The organism is Mycobacteriales bacterium (genome assembly GCA_030697205.1).
Lineage (GTDB): Bacteria > Actinomycetota > Actinomycetes > Mycobacteriales > SCTD01 > JAUYQP01.
Genome location: JAUYQP010000046.1, coordinates 19785 through 39091 on the forward strand (window position 1 = coordinate 19785; position 19307 = coordinate 39091).

General features: G+C 68.4%; 15 protein-coding genes and 1 tRNA gene. 10 read left to right on the forward strand and 6 right to left on the reverse strand.

Annotation, left to right across the window (positions count from 1 at the left end; genetic code table 11):
- The first annotated feature begins 5 nt into the window (after nucleotides 1–5).
- Complete coding sequence (locus tag Q8R60_14690) at nucleotides 6–1583, forward strand: potassium/proton antiporter (protein MDP3713720.1); 1578 nt, start codon at nucleotides 6–8, stop codon at nucleotides 1581–1583.
- Here the strand turns inward: Q8R60_14690 and Q8R60_14695 are convergent.
- Together Q8R60_14695 and Q8R60_14700 are read right to left on the reverse strand one after the other, a co-directional pair.
- Nucleotides 1522–1830, reverse strand: a complete 309-nt coding sequence (locus tag Q8R60_14695) for an ArsC/Spx/MgsR family protein (GenBank protein ID MDP3713721.1) — start codon at nucleotides 1828–1830, stop codon at nucleotides 1522–1524. The two genes, Q8R60_14690 and Q8R60_14695, sit on opposite strands and share 62 nt — an antisense overlap.
- Nucleotides 1827–2450 carry a dihydrofolate reductase family protein gene (locus tag Q8R60_14700; protein MDP3713722.1) on the reverse strand — a complete coding sequence of 208 codons (624 nt, stop codon included), beginning with the start codon at nucleotides 2448–2450 and terminating at the stop codon, nucleotides 1827–1829. Before Q8R60_14700 ends, Q8R60_14695 begins: the two co-directional genes overlap by 4 nt.
- 86 nt (nucleotides 2451–2536) lie before the next feature.
- On the opposite strand from Q8R60_14700, the gene Q8R60_14705 reads away from it, so the two are divergent.
- Nucleotides 2537–2610, forward strand: a tRNA-Met gene (locus Q8R60_14705).
- A gap of 129 nt (nucleotides 2611–2739) precedes the next feature.
- Here the strand turns inward: Q8R60_14705 and Q8R60_14710 are convergent.
- The gene (locus Q8R60_14710) at nucleotides 2740–3237 is read right to left on the reverse strand and encodes a hypothetical protein (protein ID MDP3713723.1); all 498 of its coding nucleotides are present in this window, start codon (nucleotides 3235–3237) and stop codon (nucleotides 2740–2742) included.
- 9 nt (nucleotides 3238–3246) lie between these two features.
- Between Q8R60_14710 and Q8R60_14715 the strand changes: the two genes are divergently transcribed.
- The 5 genes from Q8R60_14715 to dcm are packed head-to-tail and all read left to right on the forward strand — an operon-like array spanning nucleotide 3247 to nucleotide 9062.
- Entirely contained in the window at nucleotides 3247–5172 is a 1926-nt protein-coding gene (locus Q8R60_14715) for a hypothetical protein (GenBank protein ID MDP3713724.1), read from the forward strand.
- Complete coding sequence (locus Q8R60_14720) at nucleotides 5169–6827, forward strand: DEAD/DEAH box helicase family protein (GenBank protein ID MDP3713725.1); 1659 nt, start codon at nucleotides 5169–5171, stop codon at nucleotides 6825–6827. Before Q8R60_14715 ends, Q8R60_14720 begins: the two co-directional genes overlap by 4 nt.
- On the forward strand, nucleotides 6824–7444 hold the full coding sequence (locus tag Q8R60_14725) for a hypothetical protein (GenBank protein MDP3713726.1): 621 nt from the start codon (nucleotides 6824–6826) through the stop codon (nucleotides 7442–7444). Before Q8R60_14720 ends, Q8R60_14725 begins: the two co-directional genes overlap by 4 nt.
- Nucleotides 7441–7875 (forward strand): very short patch repair endonuclease, encoded by a 435-nt coding sequence (locus Q8R60_14730; protein MDP3713727.1) that lies wholly within the window; start codon nucleotides 7441–7443, stop codon nucleotides 7873–7875. The genes Q8R60_14725 and Q8R60_14730 overlap by 4 nt, the downstream gene beginning before the upstream one ends.
- Complete coding sequence (gene dcm, locus Q8R60_14735) at nucleotides 7872–9062, forward strand: DNA (cytosine-5-)-methyltransferase (protein MDP3713728.1); 1191 nt, start codon at nucleotides 7872–7874, stop codon at nucleotides 9060–9062. The genes Q8R60_14730 and dcm overlap by 4 nt, the downstream gene beginning before the upstream one ends.
- A 67-nt stretch (nucleotides 9063–9129) precedes the next feature.
- On the opposite strand, the gene Q8R60_14740 is transcribed toward dcm, so the two are convergent.
- The 3 genes from Q8R60_14740 to Q8R60_14750 all read right to left on the reverse strand — a co-directional run bounded on the left by Q8R60_14740 (nucleotide 9130) and on the right by Q8R60_14750 (nucleotide 14017).
- Complete coding sequence (locus Q8R60_14740) at nucleotides 9130–10104, reverse strand: HNH endonuclease (protein MDP3713729.1); 975 nt, start codon at nucleotides 10102–10104, stop codon at nucleotides 9130–9132.
- A 281-nt stretch (nucleotides 10105–10385) separates the two neighbouring features.
- Nucleotides 10386–11447, reverse strand: coding sequence for a DNA cytosine methyltransferase (locus Q8R60_14745; GenBank protein MDP3713730.1), 1062 nt, complete (start codon nucleotides 11445–11447; stop codon nucleotides 10386–10388).
- The gene (locus Q8R60_14750) at nucleotides 11444–14017 is read right to left on the reverse strand and encodes an ATP-binding protein (GenBank protein MDP3713731.1); all 2574 of its coding nucleotides are present in this window, start codon (nucleotides 14015–14017) and stop codon (nucleotides 11444–11446) included. The genes Q8R60_14745 and Q8R60_14750 overlap by 4 nt, the downstream gene beginning before the upstream one ends.
- Before the next feature lie 297 nt (nucleotides 14018–14314).
- Between Q8R60_14750 and Q8R60_14755 the strand changes: the two genes are divergently transcribed.
- The 3 genes from Q8R60_14755 to mobF all read left to right on the forward strand — a co-directional run bounded on the left by Q8R60_14755 (nucleotide 14315) and on the right by mobF (nucleotide 19154).
- Nucleotides 14315–14533 carry a hypothetical protein gene (locus tag Q8R60_14755; GenBank protein ID MDP3713732.1) on the forward strand — a complete coding sequence of 73 codons (219 nt, stop codon included), beginning with the start codon at nucleotides 14315–14317 and terminating at the stop codon, nucleotides 14531–14533.
- 161 nt (nucleotides 14534–14694) lie between these two features.
- Nucleotides 14695–15867 carry a DnaB-like helicase N-terminal domain-containing protein gene (locus Q8R60_14760; protein MDP3713733.1) on the forward strand — a complete coding sequence of 391 codons (1173 nt, stop codon included), beginning with the start codon at nucleotides 14695–14697 and terminating at the stop codon, nucleotides 15865–15867.
- A 92-nt stretch (nucleotides 15868–15959) separates the two neighbouring features.
- Nucleotides 15960–19154: a MobF family relaxase gene (gene mobF / locus Q8R60_14765; protein MDP3713734.1), complete on the forward strand. Its 3195-nt coding sequence runs from the start codon at nucleotides 15960–15962 to the stop codon at nucleotides 19152–19154.
- The last annotated feature ends 153 nt before the right edge of the window (nucleotides 19155–19307 follow it).

Genomic DNA, 19307 nt, shown 5'->3' on the forward strand with positions numbered 1-19307 from the left:
GTGGCATGGACGGGGAGCTGAACCTCGTACTCCTCGGCTCCTGCCTGCTGCTGCTCGTCGCGGTCCTCGCCGTGCGGGTCTCGGCCCGCACCGGGCTGCCGGTGCTGCTGCTCTACCTCGGCATCGGCGTCGCGGTGGGGGAGGCCGGCCTCGGCGTGCAGTTCGAGGACTACCAGCTCACCGCCGACCTCGGGCTGCTCGCGCTCGCCGTCATCCTTGCCGAGGGCGGCCTCACGACGAAGGTGTCCCACATCCGGCCGGTCTTCGGCTTCGCCGTCGTGCTGTCGACCCTCGGCGTGCTCGCGTCGGTCGCGGTCATCGCGGGGCTGACCGTCCTGCTGCTCGACGTCGACCTGCGCACCGCGGTCATCCTCGGGGCGGTGGTGTCGTCGACCGACGCCGCGACGGTCTTCTCTGTCCTACGGAAGCTGCCGGTGAAGGGCCGGCTCCGCGCGACGCTCGAGGCGGAGTCGGGGCTCAACGACGCGCCCGTGATCGTGCTCGTCTCGCTCGCCGCGTCGGACGAGTGGGGCCGGACCGGTGTCCTCGAGTCGGCCGCGCTCATCGGCTACGAGCTCGCCGCGGGAGCGGCTCTCGGAGTGCTGGTCGGGATTGTCGGCGCCTGGATCCTCGCCCGGCTCGCGCTGCCGACCGCGGGCCTCTACCCGATCGCGACGCTCGCGCTGACCCTCATCGCCTTCACCTCCGCGCAGGCACTGCACGCGAGCGGCTTCCTCGCCGTCTACCTCTGCGGGCTCGTGCTCGGGAGCGCGCACCTGCCGCACCGGCGGGCGGTCATCGGCTTCGTGTCGTCGGCGGCGCTGCTCGCCGAGCTCGGGCTGTTCACCCTGCTCGGGCTGCTGGCCTCCCCGGCCCGGCTGCCCGAAGCGCTCGTCGACGCGCTCGTCGTGGGTGCCGCGGCGACCTTCGTCGCGCGACCGCTGGCGGTGTGGCTGTCTGCGCTGGGCTTCCGGCTGCCCTGGCGCGAGCAGGCGTTCCTGTCGTGGGCGGGCCTGCGCGGGGCGGTCCCGATCGTCATCGCGATCATCCCCGTGACGGAGGGCTTGGCCGGGGCCGAGCGGGTCGTCGACGTCGTCTTCGTGCTCGTCGTCGTCTACACCCTCGTGCAGGCCCCGAGCATCCCGCGTGTCGGCCGCCTGCTCGGCGTCATCGACCGCGGTGGCGCCTCCGAGCTCGACGTCGAGCTCACCCCGATGGACAACCTGGCCGCCGACCTGTTGCAGGTCACCGTCGAGTCGGATTCCCAGCTGCGCGGCGTCTACGTCCGCGAGCTGCGGCTGCCGGTCGGTGCGCGGGTCGTGCTGGTCGAGCGAGCCGGGGCGTCCGTGCCTCTCGACGAGCACAGCCAGTTGCTCGCCGGCGACCACGTCCTCGTCGTCACCCCGACGGTGTCGCGTGAGGCGACCGAGCGTCGCATCCGTGCGGTCAACAAGGGCGGCAAGCTGGCTCGGTGGTACGGCCGCGAGCCGCTGGCCGACGACCGGGCCATCCCGCTCCGCGTCAGTCGAGCAGCTCGCGGACGCGTTCCGGAGGGCGCGCCACGACAGCTCGGTCCCCGCTGATCACGACGGGGCGCTCGATCAGCGAGGGGTCCCTGACGAGGGCGTCGAGGACCGCGTCGCGGTCCTGGCTCCCGCGGTAGTCGGGGCGGGTGAGGGGTACGTCGACGCGTTCCAGCACCCACGCCAGCTCGTCGCGCGTCGGCGGGTCCTCGAGGTAGAGGCGGATCGTGGGCTCGACCCCGGACCCGCGGAGCAGCTCCAACGCGCCTCGGCTCTTGCTGCAGCGGCCGTGGTGCCAGACGATCACGCCTTCTCCAGGTGGAGGTGGAGCACGCCGCTGGGGGCCTGCTCCGACCTGGTCAGGAGGTAGTCGACCGGCCCCTCCCAGAGCCGCTGGCCCGCCCCGAGCAGCACCGGCACCTGCGCGAGGTGGAGGCTGTCGACCAGGCCGAGCTCCATCGCGGTCCGCACGGTCATGGCGCCACCACCTAGACGGACGTCGCGGTCGCCGGCGGCCTCCTTCGCGCGCTCCACGGCCGCGGCCACGCCGTCGGTGACGAAGTGGAACGTCGTCTCGCCCTTGACCAGCGGCTCGCGCGGCGTGCTCGTCACGACGAAGACCGGGTGGTGGAACGGCGGCTCCTCGCCCCACCAGCCCTGCCAGTCGTCCCGTGACGGGCCCCACATCCGCCGACCCATGACGGTGGCGCCGATGCCCTCGACACCCGCGGCCACGAGGGCGTCCTCCAGGGTGCCGGGCTGACCGGCGGCTCCGGTCGCGTGCTGGTCGTGGAAGGCCTGGGTCGCGAGGGCCCACTGGTGCAGCGCCATGCCGCCGACACCCATCGGGTCCTCCTCGCTCATGTCGCGGCCGGCGGCGTAGCCGTCGAGGCTGATCGAGAGGTTGTGCACGCGGACTCTGCTCATGGCCCCAGTGTGACAACCTCCCGCCGGGCTCGTCTTGTGGCTCGTTTGCAACCCGGCGGGGCGGACACGTACAGTGGTGTCACCGACGCGGGGTGGAGCAGCTCGGTAGCTCGCTGGGCTCATAACCCAGAGGTCGCAGGTTCAAATCCTGCCCCCGCTACAACGCAAAACCGCAGGTCAGAGGCCGTTTCCCTGAGTAACAGGGAGGCGGCCTCTGGCGTTGATGTCCGCAAGATGTCCGCAAAGACCATGAGCGACCGGCGCGGACTCCAGCAGACGAGCACGGCCCTCAACGGCTCTTGAGCGATCGGCGGGCGGCACCTCGCGCAAGCCGTCCCATCCTGTCTGTGCTCGGTGGCAAGGTGTAGCTGACCGAGCACGAATCGAAGAGGACGACGTGACCCAACCCGCTCCCAGCATCGACCTGCGCCCGCACCCGCGGGTCCTCACCGTCCTCGGGGACATCCCGTTCGCGCCGTGGCAGTGCATCGCCGAGCTCGTCGACAACAGCTTCGACGAGTTCCTTCGGCACCCCATCGACGGTGAGCGTCCGCGTGTCGCCATCACGCTCCCCGGCCGGAACAGCCACCCGACCGAGGCTGAGGTTTGGGTAGTCGACAACGGGCCCGGCCTGACACTCGACCAACTTCAGAACGCGCTCCGAGCCGGATGGACGAGCAACGACCGTCACGGGCAACTCGGGCTCTTCGGCATGGGCTTCAACATCGCGACCGCACGGATGGGGAACCTCACGCGCGTCCGCACCGCCCGTGCCGAGGACCCGCACTGGACCGTCGTGACGCTGAACCTGCCCGAGATGCAGCGGGCCGGACACTTCGACGTCCCGGTCCGGACCGAGCCCAAGAGTCACCCCTCAGAACACGGCACCGAGATCGTCGTGAGCGACCTGAAGCAGGCCCTGCACGACCAGCTCTCGAGAAACTCCCGCAAGCTGCGCGAAACGCTCGGCGACGTCTACAGCTACCTGCTCACCGAGCATGACTTCGAACTCACCGTCGACTCCACCGCCGTTCAGCCGCGCAGGCCCTGCGTGTGGGCCCCGGAGCGATTCGTCGTGCGCAACGCGGAACGCATCCCCGCATACATCAAGATCGACGAGCCGCTGGGCGAGCGGCTCGCCTGCCTGGACTGCGGAACGTGGCAGGACGACCTGGGTGACGCGGAGTGCCGCAACTGCAAGAGCAGCCGGCTGCAGGCCCGAGAGCGCCGCATCTGGGGCTGGCTCGGGATCCAGCGGTACACAGACAAGACCGACTTCGGCATCGACTTCTTGCGCAATGGCCGCAAGATCTTGCTCCGCGACAAGAGCATGTTCGACTGGGTCGACCCGAACGACCCGATCGCCTCCGGCGAGCGCGAGTACCCCGTCGAGGTCCCCTACGAGGGCCGCATCGTCGGCGAGATCCACGTCGACCACCTCTGGGTTCCCTACCAAAAAAACGGCTTCGAAACCGCCTCACCCGACTGGGTCAAGGTGCGGCGGACGCTCAGGGGCGAGTCGCCCCTGCGGCCGCAGAAGGCCCGCGAGCTCGGGTACACCGAGAACATCAGCCCCCTCGCGCGCCTGTTCACGGGCTACCGCCGCACCAACGGGGGCCTGAAGGACCTCATGCCAGGCGACGGCAAGACGGCGCTCCGCGCGAGGGCTCGCGAGTGGGCCGAGCAATTCCAGAAGGGCGACCCCGACTACCAGACGGACGAGCGCTGGTACGCGCAGGCCGAGCTGCATGACCGTCCTACGCCTGAGCCTGACCCTGAGCCGACGCCCGAGCCCGGCGGAGACGCCTTCTCGCGAGCCGGCCTTGGGGACGACCGTGACTTCGACGCACCCGCACCCGGTCCGGGAGCGCCTCCGCCGCCTCCTGCACCGCCGGAGACCGAGGACGCGCGACGGACGCGGTGGAAGACGGGCGGCGCCGCCGTGCCCGACCTGGAGACGCAGTTCGGTCTTCGCGGCCGGGGTAGCGCGCTGCAGGTGACGGGCGCGTGGCGCGTGACGGGCAACCGCGGCCAGATCGGGCCTGTGGGCCGCGCCGGTCAGCCGGTGTACATCGGGACGGGGCGCGGCGCCCAGGTGGAGATCTTCATTGACGATGAGCACCCAATCTTCACCGACTTCGCCGTCGATGTGCGGGATCTCGTTACGGTCGCGCTCGCTGACTACCTCCGGACCCGTGAGGGTGCGCAGGACGACATCACGTCGCTTTTCGCGGACCTGAAGGAGCAGTGCCTGAGCGACCAGCGCGTCACGGGCCCGTTCCTGAAGGACAGCGCTGACAGCCTCCTGGACCGGATCCGGGAGGCGATGGCTCCGATCATCTCCGGCAACAGCACCGGCTACTGGACATTGCTGCTCGAGCCTGAGAAGGCCGCGACACAGCAGCGGTTCGTGCGCGAGGGCGGCCGCAACTGGGACGACACGCTCACCGAGGGTCGCTGGCTCAACTACGCGCCAGCGAAGGGCCTCGTGCGCCTGCTGACCGGTCGCCCCGACGCTTTCCTCGACGGACGGGTCTTCGCGGCCGCCTACGCGACCCTGACGGACGCGGACGCGCAGCGGGCCGGGCTCGAGCGCGTCACGGACCTGCTCTCGGACGTGGCCGCGCTCTCGGACCAGCCGGTCCGGCGTCGCTCCGAGGAGTTGCAGCGCGGCCGGCTGTCGATCAGCCTGCTGTCGGACGAGCTCATCGAGTCCGTGTGACGGCTTACGTCGCTCCGAGCCTGCTGACAGAGGGCGGGCCGTACCGCTTCACGCGCCAGGTCGAACGGCTCCTGGGACAGCTCGGCTTCACCGATGTCGTGAACATCGACGGCAGCGGTGACCGCGGGGGCGACCTGCTGGCCACGCGACAGGGCCAGCTGTGGGCGTTCCAGGCGAAGTGGAAGAAGGGCCAGGCTGTCGCGGCCGACGCCGTCGATGAGGTCGCGTGGGCGCAGGACCACTACGGCACAGACCGGGCCGTCGTCGTCACCAACACGCGTCTGTCCCCCGACGCGCTGCGACGCATCGACGAACTCGGCCGGATCGGCAAGGACATCAAGCCATGGGACGGCGTGCTCCTCCAGGAGTTGTACGCCGGCGCCCCGGAGCACCCCGCCCTCGTTCTTCGTGACTATCAGGACGATGCGGTCAGCGAGCTCTGGAGCGACCTGCAAGGCAAACAGCGTGCCTTGCTCATCCTCGCGACCGGCCTCGGCAAGACGGTCGTCGGCGGCGAGATCATCGGCCGCTATCTGCGCGCAAACCCCGAGCGCGACGTCCTCGTGGTCGCTCACACGAAGGACCTCGTCAACCAGTTGGAACGAGCCTTGTGGCGTCACCTCCCTAAGGGCGTGAAGACGCAGGTCCTGACCGGAGACGACAAGCCGCGCGACCTGCATGGCGTCACGTGCGCGACGGTCGCGAGCGCTCTCGACGCCGTCCTCAAGGGCTGGCGCCCTGGGCTTGTAATGGTGGACGAGACCCATCACGTCGGTGAGGACGGCCAGTTCGACCGGCTCCTCACGGAACTTGCCGACGCGCTCCAGTTCGGTGTCACCGCGACGCCGTGGCGCGCGGACCAGTACGACATCGAGCAGAGGTTCGGCCTCGCGAGCTACAAGCTCGGCATCGAAGAAGGCATGAAGCGCGGGTACCTCGCCGCTGTCGACTACCGCCTGTTCGTCGACAACATCGACTGGGATGTCGTCCGGCAGGCCAGCGAAAATCGGTACTCGCTCAAGGAGCTCAACAGCAAGCTCTTCCTCGTGCAGCGAGACGACGCCGTCATCGACGCCCTGTCAGACGCGTGGCGCAACGTCGCGGATCCGCGCGGCATCGTCTTCTGCCAGACGATCCAGCACTGCGAACACATGGAGCAGCTCGTCCGCCGGCGCCCCGAGTGGCGCAACGCGAGCGCGATCCACGCGAACATGCCAAAGCGTGAACGGCAGCAGCGACTGCTCGACTTCCGGTCAGGCCGGATCCCGCTACTCATCGCGGTGGACATCCTCAATGAGGGCGTCGACGTCCCGGACGTGAACATCCTCGCCTTCGCGCGCGTCACGCACAGCCGCCGGATCTTCGTCCAACAGCTCGGGCGCGGCCTGCGGCTCCGAGCCGGCAAGGACAAGGTCGTCGCGCTCGACTTCGTGAGCGACATCCGCCGCGTCGCGGCCCTCCTCAACATCCGCCGCCAACTCGACCCCGACGGCGACGTCGAAGTGCTGCCCCGCGTCCCGCAAACACGGATCGAGTTCAACGATGTCCGCGCCGAGAGCCTGCTCGAGCAGTGGATCCTCGACGCGGCCGACCTGGAAACCGCGAACGACGAAGCGAAGCTGCAGTTCCTCGACCCGGACATCCTCCCGGCATGACCCGCGACCTCCTACTCCCCGAGGCGCTGCGCGCCGAAATCGTCCGGGCGCTCTACGCGGACGCGAACCAGCTCGGCTGGGCCAACCTCGGCCCTCAGGCCAAGACCACCGCCTTCAACAGGTGGATCGATGACCCGCGCGTCGGCGGCCGCCTCACCGGCTACATGAGCCCCGAGCAAGCACGACTGTGGATCAAAGACGGCCCGATGAAGGAATATGCCCGCGCCATGCGTGGCACCGGCCGGTTCGCCGAGTTCGGACGTCGAGGCGGCACCAGCCCACAGGACATTGTGAACCGCGCCCTGGGCGACGGCACGAACATTGACGGCAACATCGGGACGAAGCCGCCGCACTGCCTTGCCACCGCGAGCGACGGAACGCAGGCGTACGTCACGTGGGGCGACACGAACAGCCTCAAGCACCTGCTGTGGGCCGCACTCCGCGGATCCATCGACCACGGCGTTCCGGGACACATCGTCGTGCTCGAGCCGCCCGGCACCGTGACACCGACCGCCACAGCGGACGAGCAACGCGCCATCACAGACCGGTGCGGCCTCACCCTGCATCACCTGCGCGAGGTGCTCGGAAGCATGACGCCAGTGACAGACGCGCCATGACTCGCGCGCCTGAGGTCACAAGCCGCATCATGTCGAGTGTCCGCAACGCCGACACTGGACCCGAGCGCGCGCTTCGGTCCGCCCTCCACCGTCGAGGACTTCGGTACCGGGTGCACAGGCGCATGCTCGGCAAGCCCGACATCACGTTCGTCGGGCCGCGCGTCGTGGTGTTCGTCGACGGCGACTACTGGCACGGCAACGCATGGCGGACCCGGGGATACGCCGACTTCGACAGCTACTACTGCCGCGGCGAAAACGGCGCGTTTTGGGCAGCCAAGATCCGCCGTAACGTCGAACGCGACCAGCACGTCACGGAAGGCCTTCGTGCCGATGGTTGGTGCGTGGTCCGTGTCTGGGAGACCGACCTCGCCTCCGACCTCAACGCGGTCGCGGACCGCATCAAGACCATCGTCCGGGACCGGGCCGCGTGACCAGCAACAAGGCCAAGACCAAGAAGACGGATCCTCCGCAGTCGGTCGAGCTGTTCGCCGGCGGCGGCGGCATGGCCCTAGGCATGCGCGAAGCCGGGTTCAAGCACACCGCACTCGTCGAGTGGTGGGCCCCCGCAGCCAAGGTGCTGCGCCACAACGCCAATCTGAAGCCCGATCTGTGGAAGCCCGACGACGTCATCGAGGCGGACGTGCGCCTGTCGCTTGACCTGCTCGGTGAGCGTGGCACCGTCCAGCTCGTCGCCGGAGGCCCTCCCTGCCAGCCGTTTAGCCTCGGCGGTGCTCATGCGGGCGACACGGACGAGCGCAACCAGTTCCCAGCCGCCCTCGACGTGGTGCGCAGACTCCGCCCCGAACTGGTCATCTTCGAGAACGTTCCCGGTCTGCTGCGACCGTCCTTCGTCGACTACGTCGACTACGTGAAGGCGCAGCTCCGGCATCCGGACATCACCGCCAAGAGCGACGACGAGCTGTGGAACGAACACCACGCTCGGATCAACAAGAGCAAGGCCCTGCCCATCTACCGCGTCTACCAGGAAGAGATCGACGCCGCCGACCTGGGCGTACCTCAGTCCCGCAAGCGCGTCTTCATCATCGGTATCCGCGCGGATGTTCCGGGCGCAGACACCTGGCAGAAGCTCGACATGAGCCACAGCCGCGACGCTCTCTTGCACGACCAGTACGTCACCGGCACCTACTGGGCGCGGCACAACCTCGCGCCACAGGACGCCCCCATACGGCTCGCCAACGCCGTAAAGCGACTCGAGGCCGTGGGCGCGCCCGGCGATCAGGCGTGGCGGACACTTCGGGACGTCCTCACCACGATTCCCAAGCCCGGGAAGGGTGAAGAGGTCCCGCTGTGGCCCAACCATCTGTTCATCCCCGGCGCCCGCACCTACGCCAAGCACAGCGGCAGTCCGGTCGACATGCCCAGCAAGACCATCAAGGCGGGTGTCCACGGCGTCGCCGGTGGCGAGGCGATGCTGCGCGAGCTCGACGGCACCGTCCGGTACCTCACCGTCCGTGAGGCAGCCACGGTTCAGGGCTTCCCGCAGCACTACGAATTTCCCGGTGCGCGTAGCCGCGTCATGGGGGTCATCGGCAATGCGGTCGCGACCCACGTCGCCGGCACACTCGGAAAGGCCCTGCGCAAGCACACGGGCCTGTGATGCCAGGTTCACGCCAGCTAAGACGGCTTGGGACGACCACGCTTCTGCGACGCTTGCCGCTTGTTGCTCAGCCGCCGAAGACGTGCTCCTTGTGCCACCTCAGGTACCGGTGCTGGGGCTGGTCCGAATCCTGGGGAAAGAGCAGCCGCTCCCGGAGCGGTGGCCTAGCGAAGTAGTACTGCGCGCCATCCCCGGCCACGACTGCTTGTTGGAGGACTGGTGCCAGATGGATACGAAGGTCGTCCGTGATTGCGAGCAGCCCTTGATCAAACGCGACATCGTGTGTGGGGCAAGCCGCAAGTCCATTTCTATGATCGAGTCGTTCGCGGCTGCTCTGGCAGCTGCTCCACGGCTTGATGTGCGACGCGACCAGTAGTCGCTGGGTCTTGTCACCTGGAGGTGCGAAGCCGCAAAAGACGCAAGTATGACCGCAATTCTGCAGGACCGTGCGGGCAAACCGATGCTGTCCCACCCGCATGGCCGCCATGAGAATGCGTTCGGTCTCCGCCAGCCCGTCTTCGATCGTGCTGTCTACGAGTACCTCCCTGATCGAAGCTGTGAGATCCTGATCGTTGAGCTCCTCCTGACCCAGTAAGAGCAAGTCGCCACCAGACTCGAGACCTAGGAAGTCGGGCAGCTGCTCCGTGGTGAGACCCTCTCGTCGTCCGGCGGCTAGGATTAGTCGGTAGACGGACGCCATGCGCGACGGATCCTCGCGGAGTCTGGCGCCAGCCGAGATGTCAAACTTCCCACCGTTGGACCTGCTGCCGTCCAGGTTGGCCATCTTGGCCAAGACGCTCGACGGAGGGCGGCGCATCAGTCTCGCTAGAGCCGGCACGGGTTCCGGCGCGAGGTGGGAGGTTGAGCCTCCGAACCTGTTGTGCTGCACCACGAAAGATGCAGCGAGGCAGAGCAGAGTCTCAATGGGAACGAAGTCGACCTGCCGGGAGCCCGCCCTTACAACGCGCCGTTGAATTAGGTCTCGGAACTGGCGGCCAGCCTCCTCCGGCGTCAGATCCAAGTAGTCGGAGAGGGAGGCCACAGCGGCAGGCTAGAGAGTGAAGAGCGGGTCCGCACTCCTCTACATCCTGCTGTACGGAGAGGCTCGGCCGAGCCAACCCAGATGCCTGGCCTCATTCGCGTGCACGGGCCGTCATCAGCGGTCTGCGGGGCACAGAAGCGAGCAGGGACGCGGCCCTCCTGTCGGCTCGAAGGGCTGGTGTCCATCCGGAGCCGATGTCTGCCGTACGGGATGCTCGAGAAGCCTGGTTCCCTCGTCGTTGCTGAGGCGCGTTCGGCCCGGCTTGCGTGCCGAAAGAGCCGTCAGGCGCCGATGACAGCGAGGACTGCGCTCCCAAGCGCGGCCGCCATCTTCACCGGAACTGCGTTGCCGATCTGCCGCTCGATCTCCCCGTACGTACCGCTGAACTGGTAGGTCGAGGGGAAGGTCTGCAGCGTCGCGGCTTCTCGGAGCGTGATCCCGCGGGGCTCAGTCGGGTGGATGAACGACCCACATGCGGGCGTCGTGCAGCGGGTTGTCATGGTGGGTGCCGCGTCGTCGAGGCGGAGCCGTCCGTACGAGCCGGTAGCGCTTCGCCACCCTTCATCCAGCTTGTTGTGGCAAGGGAGCCGAAGATGCTCGGGTAGGTCAAATCGCGACCCGTTGACCGGTACTGCACGTACGCGATCCAAGACAGTGCCGGACAACTGCCGACCGCGATCAAGCGGATCCCCTTCCTGGATTTCCTGCGCTAGCTGGTCGAAGGCCGTCCGCACCGTTGCTGGTGCTTCACCCTCCAAACCGACCCCTGAGAGTTCGGTGGGCAGCTCCGTCTTGACCCCCCGCCCAGCCACGATAATCAGCCGCTTGCGGCGCTGCGGGACACCGAAGTCCTGCGCGTTCACCCTGTACTGCCTTGAGACGTAGCCGAGGGATGCCAGCACAGTCACCAGTCGACGCGATCTCGCGTCGCGCCCCAGGCCGGGTACGTTCTCTAACAGAACCATCTTAGGGCGGAAGGCGCGGACGAACCGGCCGAGGTCTAGGACCAAATCGTTTTGAACCTCGTCGACCTCGGCGCGGCCTTCTGCGAGAGACGAGAACCCCTGGCAGGGCGGACAGGCCTTGAGCAGGGTCAGCTCGCCGACCTTGAGGCTCAGTTCACGGAGCATGGTCGTCGCGGGGACCTTCCGCACGTCCTCCGTCCAGAGGCGCACCTGCGGATGGTTGAGGGCGTAGGAAGTCGCTGCCGACCGGTCGTTCTCAACCGCGCCTAGCACAGTAAAGCCGGCGTTCCGAAGTCCCTGGGTAGCGCCACCCGCGCCAGCGAACAAGTCGACTGCAGTCAGTCGACTTGCCTTGTTCTCGTTCTCCTCCGTCGTCACGTTGTGCCCGATTCGACGTCAGGCTCTGAGGCGGCCGCGCCCTCGGTCGCGGGCGTGGGCTCGGGGGTTGTCTCGGCTGCCGCCTCTTCATGTGATTCGTGTCCCGCCAGCGACTTGGCGATGCGGGCGGCGACCAAGTCCGGAGACTGGCGCATGTACACGGTGTCCTTCGCGGTATCCACGACGATGAGCCCCCCACTCATCGCCTCCAGTGCCACGAGCTTGGTGGTGAACTGCGTGAGATCGATGCTTCGGTCCGTGACCTGCCAGAGTGAACGGAACGCGACTACGTCCTTGGCCGCGTCCCCGCGTTGGGCGTTCCAGATGCTCTCGAGCAGCGAGCGGAAGTCGAAGCTAGCGAGCGGATCGGTCAAGTCCGCGACGCGCTTTCGCTTCTCGTCGGGGGACTCGACGACCTGGAGGACCGGCAGGATGACAGAGAGCGGGTAGCTGTACTCCTGCACAGCTTTGTAGAGGTCGATGAGCACGTCGAGGGTCACGACGGAGACGCCACCCACCGCGGTGCACTCGTCGAGAATCGCCACACCCTCGTCCTTCGGCTGTTTAAAGCCGGAGAACTCGCGGGCGACCACGATGGCGTGGTCAGCCGTGACCTTGTCCCGATGCGAGGCGGCGCTGGCGATCGCTGCGGTCACGTTGGTCACCGCTGTCGAGGAACCCTTTGCTTCAACTGCGCAGGTGTAGTGCTCGGGGCCGGTAGGCGCAACGGTGAGCACGTCCTTCTGGCCGGGCGCGCCATCGCGAGAGGCGTCGAAGCCCATAAGCCGGAAGAGTTTTGCCAAGGCGATTTCGAACGGGGCGTCGCCCTTGAAGCTGGCGTTCGTGACCTCGGCGATGACCTCTTCGCCGGCCAGGCTGTATCGCGTTGCGAGGGCACGAAGCAGTCGATCGCGCCAACCACTGATGCCTTCGACCTGGTCAGCGGGCAGGCCGATCTCTCGGAGGTGACCCTCGAGCAGCCGCTCTCCGACAGCGAAGACGTCGAACACGCGGAAGAACTTTTTCGCAGCAGCGCCACCGCCGGCCTCCGCTCGGACCGCAGCGAACAGGGGGTGGTCTTGATTGACAAGGAAGTTGCCCTCGACGACGTCCAGGTCCGAGAGGGGGCTTGCTTCGGTGTTGTTGACCCGTCGGACCTCGGGATCCGAGAAGTCTCCGTCTGCCCCGAGTGCGTCGCGAGCCAGCAAGAGGGCGGTGACGGGTTGCCTATACAGCTCACGGTTGTCCAGCGGCAGCAAGCTGACCGAGCTCCGCTTGGCGGCGTCCTCGTCGTCCTTGCTTTCGAAAAATGCGCGGGCCGCCCCGTTGAGGACTCGTTGCAGCAAGGCCAGTTCGGTGGCCGCCTTGCTCGATCGCTTGAGACGCTCGCGGTCCGCGAGAAGGTCGGTGTCAAGTGCGTCGGCGTGGATCACGAACTGCGTCCGGTAAAAGGAAGTGAAGGACGGGTCGTTCAGGAACAGGAGCTCGTCCTCGCTGTTGACGAGCCTCCCTCGCACCATGACGAAGAAGCCGTGAGTGCGGGGACGGTCCTCGTCCTTCTTCGCAAGAAGACTGTCTGCGAAGAGCCTGACCTCGACGCGCACGTCTCCGAGGTTCGGGAACCGAACCACTAAGTCGGGGATCTCGTCGCTGGTTTCGACCCAGACCTGAGCGTCCGCCCCCGCCTTCTTGGGCGCCGCGGGTATGCAGCCAGACATCCCAGGGCCGATCAGCAAGGTGCCGTCGACATCGCCCGCGCGCACGCTGTCGTACCAGCCGCTGGCGATGGCTTTGGTGAGACTCGGCGTCTCGAGGTTCCATGTCTCTTTGGCGTTCTTGCTGAGCTTGGTGGTGACCGCTTCCCCGTTGACGTTGACGGCGAAGTCTGGCCGTAGCGGCATCCCATTGCCGATCACCCAGCTCAGTCGGCCGGGCTTGAGGTCTACGTCTGCTCGGAGACGTCCGATCCGCGCGAGGGTCCAGGTCGGACGTTCTAGGAGTTCGTCGATGTCAGCGGGAGGATCGGTGAACAGCGAACGGATGGCTGTGTGTGCCTCCTCCTTGGTGAGACGTCGGACAGGTGTCGTGTAGGACTTGGTCCCTCGGTTCTCGTCGAGGACTTGGACGTAATCGACGTTCACCAACAGGTAGTCTTCGCCGGATCGGCAGTAATGGGTGATCTGGTCCCCGACGGCATAGCTCGCCAGTTTTCCGATCCCGAACTTTCCGATCATGTCGCGAGTCACTTGGTGGCCGTCGATCATGCCCACGATCTGGCGCTTGGGGACCTTCGCCTTCGGGCTGCGCGCAATCTCCCAGAGTGACTTGAGGCCGCCGATGTCCATTGACTGGCCGTCATCCCAGACGAGCACGGAGCCGGTGATCTGCTCGCCAGGAACCCAGACATCGACGGTGCTCGCGAGCGCGTCGAAGCCGTTCGCGACGAGTTCCTCGACTGCCTTGTTCGGCGAGCCGTAGAGGTGCTGTGAGAAGTGGGAGATGATCGCGTAGTCGATGGCGATCTCGACCGTGTCGGCCTCTACCCCTACGTCCGAGGGTTCGACGGGCACGGCAGGTTCCTCGGAACCCTGCGTTGCATCCGGTGCGGGGCCTTCTGCGGCGGTCAAGGGAGGCGATCCTTCTGAGCGTCGGTCGTGTACTCACGCAGGATGCCCTAAGGCGCGGTTGCTTGGGGCGTCAACTCCCTCTCTAAGCAACCCTGGGTGAGAGCGATGGCGCGACTGATGTACCGCCCCGCAGGGGCGGTACAAGTGTGTGGTTCGGTGAGGTTGGGCAGTTGATCTTGTCGGCTGTCAGGGGGCTGAGACTGGCCGGCGCGGATCGTGTGGTTCAACGGTGGCTACAGGATGATGTCGGTCATGGCGATGCTGGCTGCTGGTGAGCTCCTGGTGGTCGAGACCGAGGACGACTGGTTCCTGGGGACGATTGAGGTCGCCGGCGAGACGCTGATCGTGCGGAGTGGCTTCGTTGGCCGGCCGGTAGTGCTGGCGGTCGAGGAGGTGCTGCGGATCGTGCCTGCGGCTGAGCACGTCGACGAGGACGATCCGGAGTCGCTGGGCTCCTAGCCGAAACAGCTGAGCCTGCACGCTCAGGCTGGCGCCGTCCCGTCGGACGTGAGGCCGATGGCCGCGCCGAGCTTGGCTCGCCAGCGCTGAGCGCGCCCCCTCGCTCTGGGGGTGGAGCGTTTGGAGCGTTTCTGGAGCGGTGGGCTCGGAGTCTGCCGGGCATGGAGCACTTCCGCGCGGCTGAACGCGCACTCGTGTCGGCCCTCGTGCTGGGGAATGCGGATCGTCTTGAGCTGTCGGGACGGCTGCGAGAGTCGGACTTCACCGATCCGGCGGCCGCAGTGCTGTTCCGCGTCGCGATGGACGCGGAGCGCCCGATCGCCGCGGCGGACCTGCCGGCCGCGTTGCAGAGGCAGGGGCTGTTGCGTCGTGACGGCTACCCGCTGTCGGAGTTGCTCGACTGGCTGCCACGGCTGCCTGTCCCGGTGCATCCGGAGGCGTGGGCGACGCTGATCGTCGCCGGCACCGTGGGGCGGCAGGTCAACGCGGCTGGTGTTCGTCTGCTCCAGGCGGTTGACATCGGCCGGGAGGGGACATGGCCGGTCGGGAAGGTGCTGGCAATGGCGTCGGCGCAGCGCGCGAGCCTCGCGAGTGGCTTTCACCGCTGGGAGGACTTGCCCGCGAAGTGGCGCGACACCATGCCGTGCCTGCCGGTGCCTGACTCCGCGGCGGCCGAGCGGTCTGTTCCCGAGCATGTCGCGGAGGTGTCCGAGGCGGAGCTCGCAAGGGGGGCGGGGCGGGAGCGGGTCCTGCTCGCGGGCCTCGTGGCGGCGCCTCAGCTGCTGGGTCGGATCCCGTGGCTTCGTGATGAGGACTTCACCGATCCGGCGTGCGGGAGCGTCTTCGAGGCGGTTCGGCGCGTGCACGAGCGTGGTGGAGCGGTCGACGTCGTGACGTTGCCGGCCCTGTGCGATGGCTCTCAGCGAGGGTGGAGCGGTCAGAGCCCGTCGGAGGTCGCCAGGGCGCTGCGGCCGGACGCCGCGGTACCGACCACGGTGCCGTTCCTGTCACGGATGGTGCTTGGTGACGCGCTGCTGCGCGGCGTGGAACGCGCGGGGCGGGAGCTGGTGGCGTTGGCGGAAGCGCCAGCGAGTGCTGGTGGCGTGGGGTCAGGACTGATGACCGCGGCCCAGACCCGGCTTGAGGTACTGCGCCCGTTCGCCACCCGCTGGGAGGAGGCGACCAGGCCCTCGCGGATGATCGACCTGACTCGCCACCCGGGTCTGGAGCGAACGCGAGCGCTGGAGCGCTCCACACCTCTGGAGCGCTCCGCCACGTCGGACCGCTTCATGACCGCGGATCTGCGGAGCGGTCTGAACCGGGACGCGGGCTAACGCATGGGCGACGCTCCAGCGTTGACCTTCCGTGAGTCGATCCGCAGCTTCCGGTGGTCGCGGGTGGGCGCACCGGTTCGGGTGGTGGAGCGGTGCTGAGCATCGGCCGGCTCGCGCCAGGCCGGGCGGCGGCTAACTACTTCCTGGAGCGGGTGGGCTGCCCGCTGGACTACTTCGTCGGCAGCGGCGAGCTGGCGGGCCGGTGGATCGGTGACGGTGCCCGCGCCATGGGTCTGGACGGTGAGCTGTCCAGCCCGGACCGGGAGGAGGACCTGCGACGGCTGCTCGAGGGTCGAGCTCCCGATGGGACAGAACTGGTCGGGCAGGTGCTCCGATCCGATCCACGAAGCCGGGTCCCGACCGCAGTGATCGTTGCTGCGTTGCAGCGCGAGGCGCAGCGGTTGGAGCAAGATGTCGAAGACCTGTGGCGGCCGGTCGCTGGCGGCACGGAGCCGACAGTGGTTCAGGCATCCGGAAGGTTGGCGGAGCAGGAGCGGCTGGCGAAGCTGTACCGGAGAGCCCAGACCGACCTGGACAGGGCGCGGCGCCGGCCGCGCTGGCCAGCCCCAACGATGAGCGTCGACGACGCTGAGCGGTTGCTCCGCGCTGCCCGGCTGAACCCGACCCAGGCCCTGGCGGAGCGCACACCTTGCGGGCGGCTGCGGGACCGGTTCGCCAAGGCGGTACGGCACCGCGACGACCGGGTCGACGTGCGGATCCCCGGTCTCGACCTGACCTTCAGCGCCCCCAAGAGCGTCTCCGTCCTGTACGCGCTCGCTCCCGATAGCAGCGGTGACGGCGCCGCCGATCTCGACATCGACGCCGCGAGCTCGGGCAGCGGGCAGACTGGACGCATGGTTCGGGAGGCCCACCGCCTCGCGGTGACCGAGGCCTTGGCCTATCTCGAGCTGCAGTGCGCGACCGCCCTGCGCGGTCACCACCGCGGGGATGGCAGCGACACCAGGATCGGGAGCGAGGGGTTCATCGGCGCCGCGTTTGAGCACCGCAGCAGCCGATGCGGCGATCCGCAGCTGCACACCCACGTCGTCATTGCGAACCTCCTGCATGGCCGCGACGGGAAGTGGAGCGCCATCGACACTCGCGAGATCTACGCCCACGCCCGCACCGCCGGCTTCGTCTACCAGGCCGTCTTACGGGGGGAACTCACCCGCACCCTCGGCGTCACCTGGGGGCCGGTCCGCAACGGCCAGGCCGACATCGCCGGCATCCCCCAGCCGCTACTGCGGCTGTTCAGCAAGCGCCGCACGCAGATCGAGGAGCAGCTTGAACGCGTCGGGCTCGACGGCCCGGCCGCTGCGCAGGCAGCGACCCTCTCCACCCGCCCGGACAAGCCAACAGCAGAGGACGCGGTGCGGCTGCAGGACCGCTGGCAGCAGGAGGCGGCCGCCGCCGGCTACGACCGCGACGTCACCCGGGCGGTGCTGCACCAGGACACGAGCGGACAGCTGCGGCAGCTGACCCGAGATGCCCAGGCAGCTGTCGGTCCGATGACACGGAAGCTCGCCGACGACCTGCTCGAACCCACCGGCCTCACCCTGAAGCGGGCGAGCTTTGACCGCAAGGAGCTGCTCCGCGGCGTGTGCGAGCACCTGCCGGCCGGTGTCCCGGTCCGACTGGCCGGGCTACGAGCGTTGGCGACGCGGGTCCTGCACGACGAACGCATCGTGCCGCTGCTCGGCGACGCCCCCGTCAGTGCCCGCCGCTACAGCACCCGCGAGCTCCTCGCGCTGGAGCACGACGCCCTCGAGATCGCACAGCGCCTCACCCACGCAGGTCCGCCCGTCACAACCGTGCCGGCGTGCCTTCCGGTCCGGGACGCGACGCTCGACGCTGCTAAAGCGGCCGCGCAGGCACGTGGCCTGAGCGACCAGCAGCAAGCCATGCTCGAACGTCTCCTGACCGGCGACACCGGACTCGAGGTGATCGTCGGCGCAGCGGGCAGCGGCAAGACAGCAGCGCTCGCCGTCGCCGCCGAGGCATGGCGGGCCAGCGGCATCCCGGTCCAGGGAGCCGCCCTGGCCGCGATCGCCGCCCGCGTCCTGCAGGACAGCGCCGGCATCCCCGCCCAGTCCCTGCAACGGCTGCTCAACCAGACCGACCCCACGCCAGTGACCGGCGGAGCGCAGGTGCGCGGCCGGCTCGAGGAAGTGCTGCCGCCCGGGGGAGTCCTCGTCATCGACGAGGCCGGCATGGTCGGAACCCGCACCCTGCACCGCCTCCTCACCCTCGCCGAACAGACGGGCACCAAGCTCGTCCTCGTCGGCGACCCGAAGCAGCTACCCGAGATCGACGCCGGCGGGCTGTTCGCATCCCTCGCCCAGCGCCTGCCCACCGTCGAGCTCACCGGCAACCAGCGACAGCAGGCGAAGTGGGAACAGCGCGCACTCCGGGAGCTCCGCGGCGGCGACGTCCTGCGTGCCCTGTCCGCCTACAGCCGCCACCAACGCCTCCGCGTCACCGACACCATCGAGAGCCTGACCAGCCGGCTCCTCGACGACTACGAAACCCACCTGCGCTCGCACACCCCCGACCGGGTCCTGGTCATCGCGAGCAGCCGCGGCGACGCCCGCCGCCTCAACGCCCAGCTGCGGCAGCGGATGCTCGAGCACGGCCGCCTCGGGCCTGAGGAACTCCGCGTGCCGCTGGCCGCCGGCGGACACCGCGGCTACCGCACCGGCGAGCAGGTCCTCGTCACCGCCAACGACTACCCCCTCGGGCTGCTGAACGGCACTCGCGCCAGCGTCACGACCCTCCACCCCGACGACAACGCGGTCACCGTTCGGCTTGACGACGGCCGGACCCTGCACCTGGACCAGACCTACCTGCGCACCGGCAGGCTCACCCACGGCTACGCCCTCACCGCCCACAAAGCGCAGGGCATCACCGTCGACGTCTCGCTGCTTTGGGGCACCCACGCCCTGACCCGCGAGACCGGTTACGTCGCGATGAGCCGCGGCCGCGAACGGAACTACCTCTACAGCACCTGGGACTTGCTCAGCCGCGACACAGGACTCACCGACACCGCCGACCTGGACCGGCCCGCCGTCCTGCGTCGGCCCGACGATCAGGCCCGCAAAGCGCTCACGCGCGCCGGCATCGCCGAACGCCTCGCCGCGACAGGCCGGCAGCGCACCGCTCGCAGCTGGTGGCGGCCCTCACCGACAGCTTCCGTCTGGCGTACGCGCGAGCCCGCGCAAGGAACCGAGCCTCCGGGCGGGGTTGAGCGTGAGCTGCCGCCGGCTTCAGGCTTCGGCACGGGCCGCTGACGCACCGCGCGTCCTGGCGAGCAAGCCTCGGGACGACTTTGGGCATGCGTGCGCTCATGCCGCTGAGCGGCATGTAGGTCGCCGCCCACCACCTGCGCGTCTGCCAATCGCATCTGCCGTGCGGTGATCGCACCATGGCGGGTGCAAGCATCG

Coding starts and splice junctions, on each gene's coding strand:
- Q8R60_14730 (MDP3713727.1), top strand. CDS start 7,441: ATGACTCGCGCGCCTGAGGTCACAAGCCGCATCATGTCGAGTGTCCGC.
- Q8R60_14755 (MDP3713732.1), top strand. CDS start 14,315: ATGATGTCGGTCATGGCGATGCTGGCTGCTGGTGAGCTCCTGGTGGTC.
- Q8R60_14725 (MDP3713726.1), top strand. CDS start 6,824: ATGACCCGCGACCTCCTACTCCCCGAGGCGCTGCGCGCCGAAATCGTC.
- Q8R60_14700 (MDP3713722.1), bottom strand. CDS start 2,450: ATGAGCAGAGTCCGCGTGCACAACCTCTCGATCAGCCTCGACGGCTAC.
- Q8R60_14690 (MDP3713720.1), top strand. CDS start 6: ATGGACGGGGAGCTGAACCTCGTACTCCTCGGCTCCTGCCTGCTGCTG.
- Q8R60_14760 (MDP3713733.1), top strand. CDS start 14,695: ATGGAGCACTTCCGCGCGGCTGAACGCGCACTCGTGTCGGCCCTCGTG.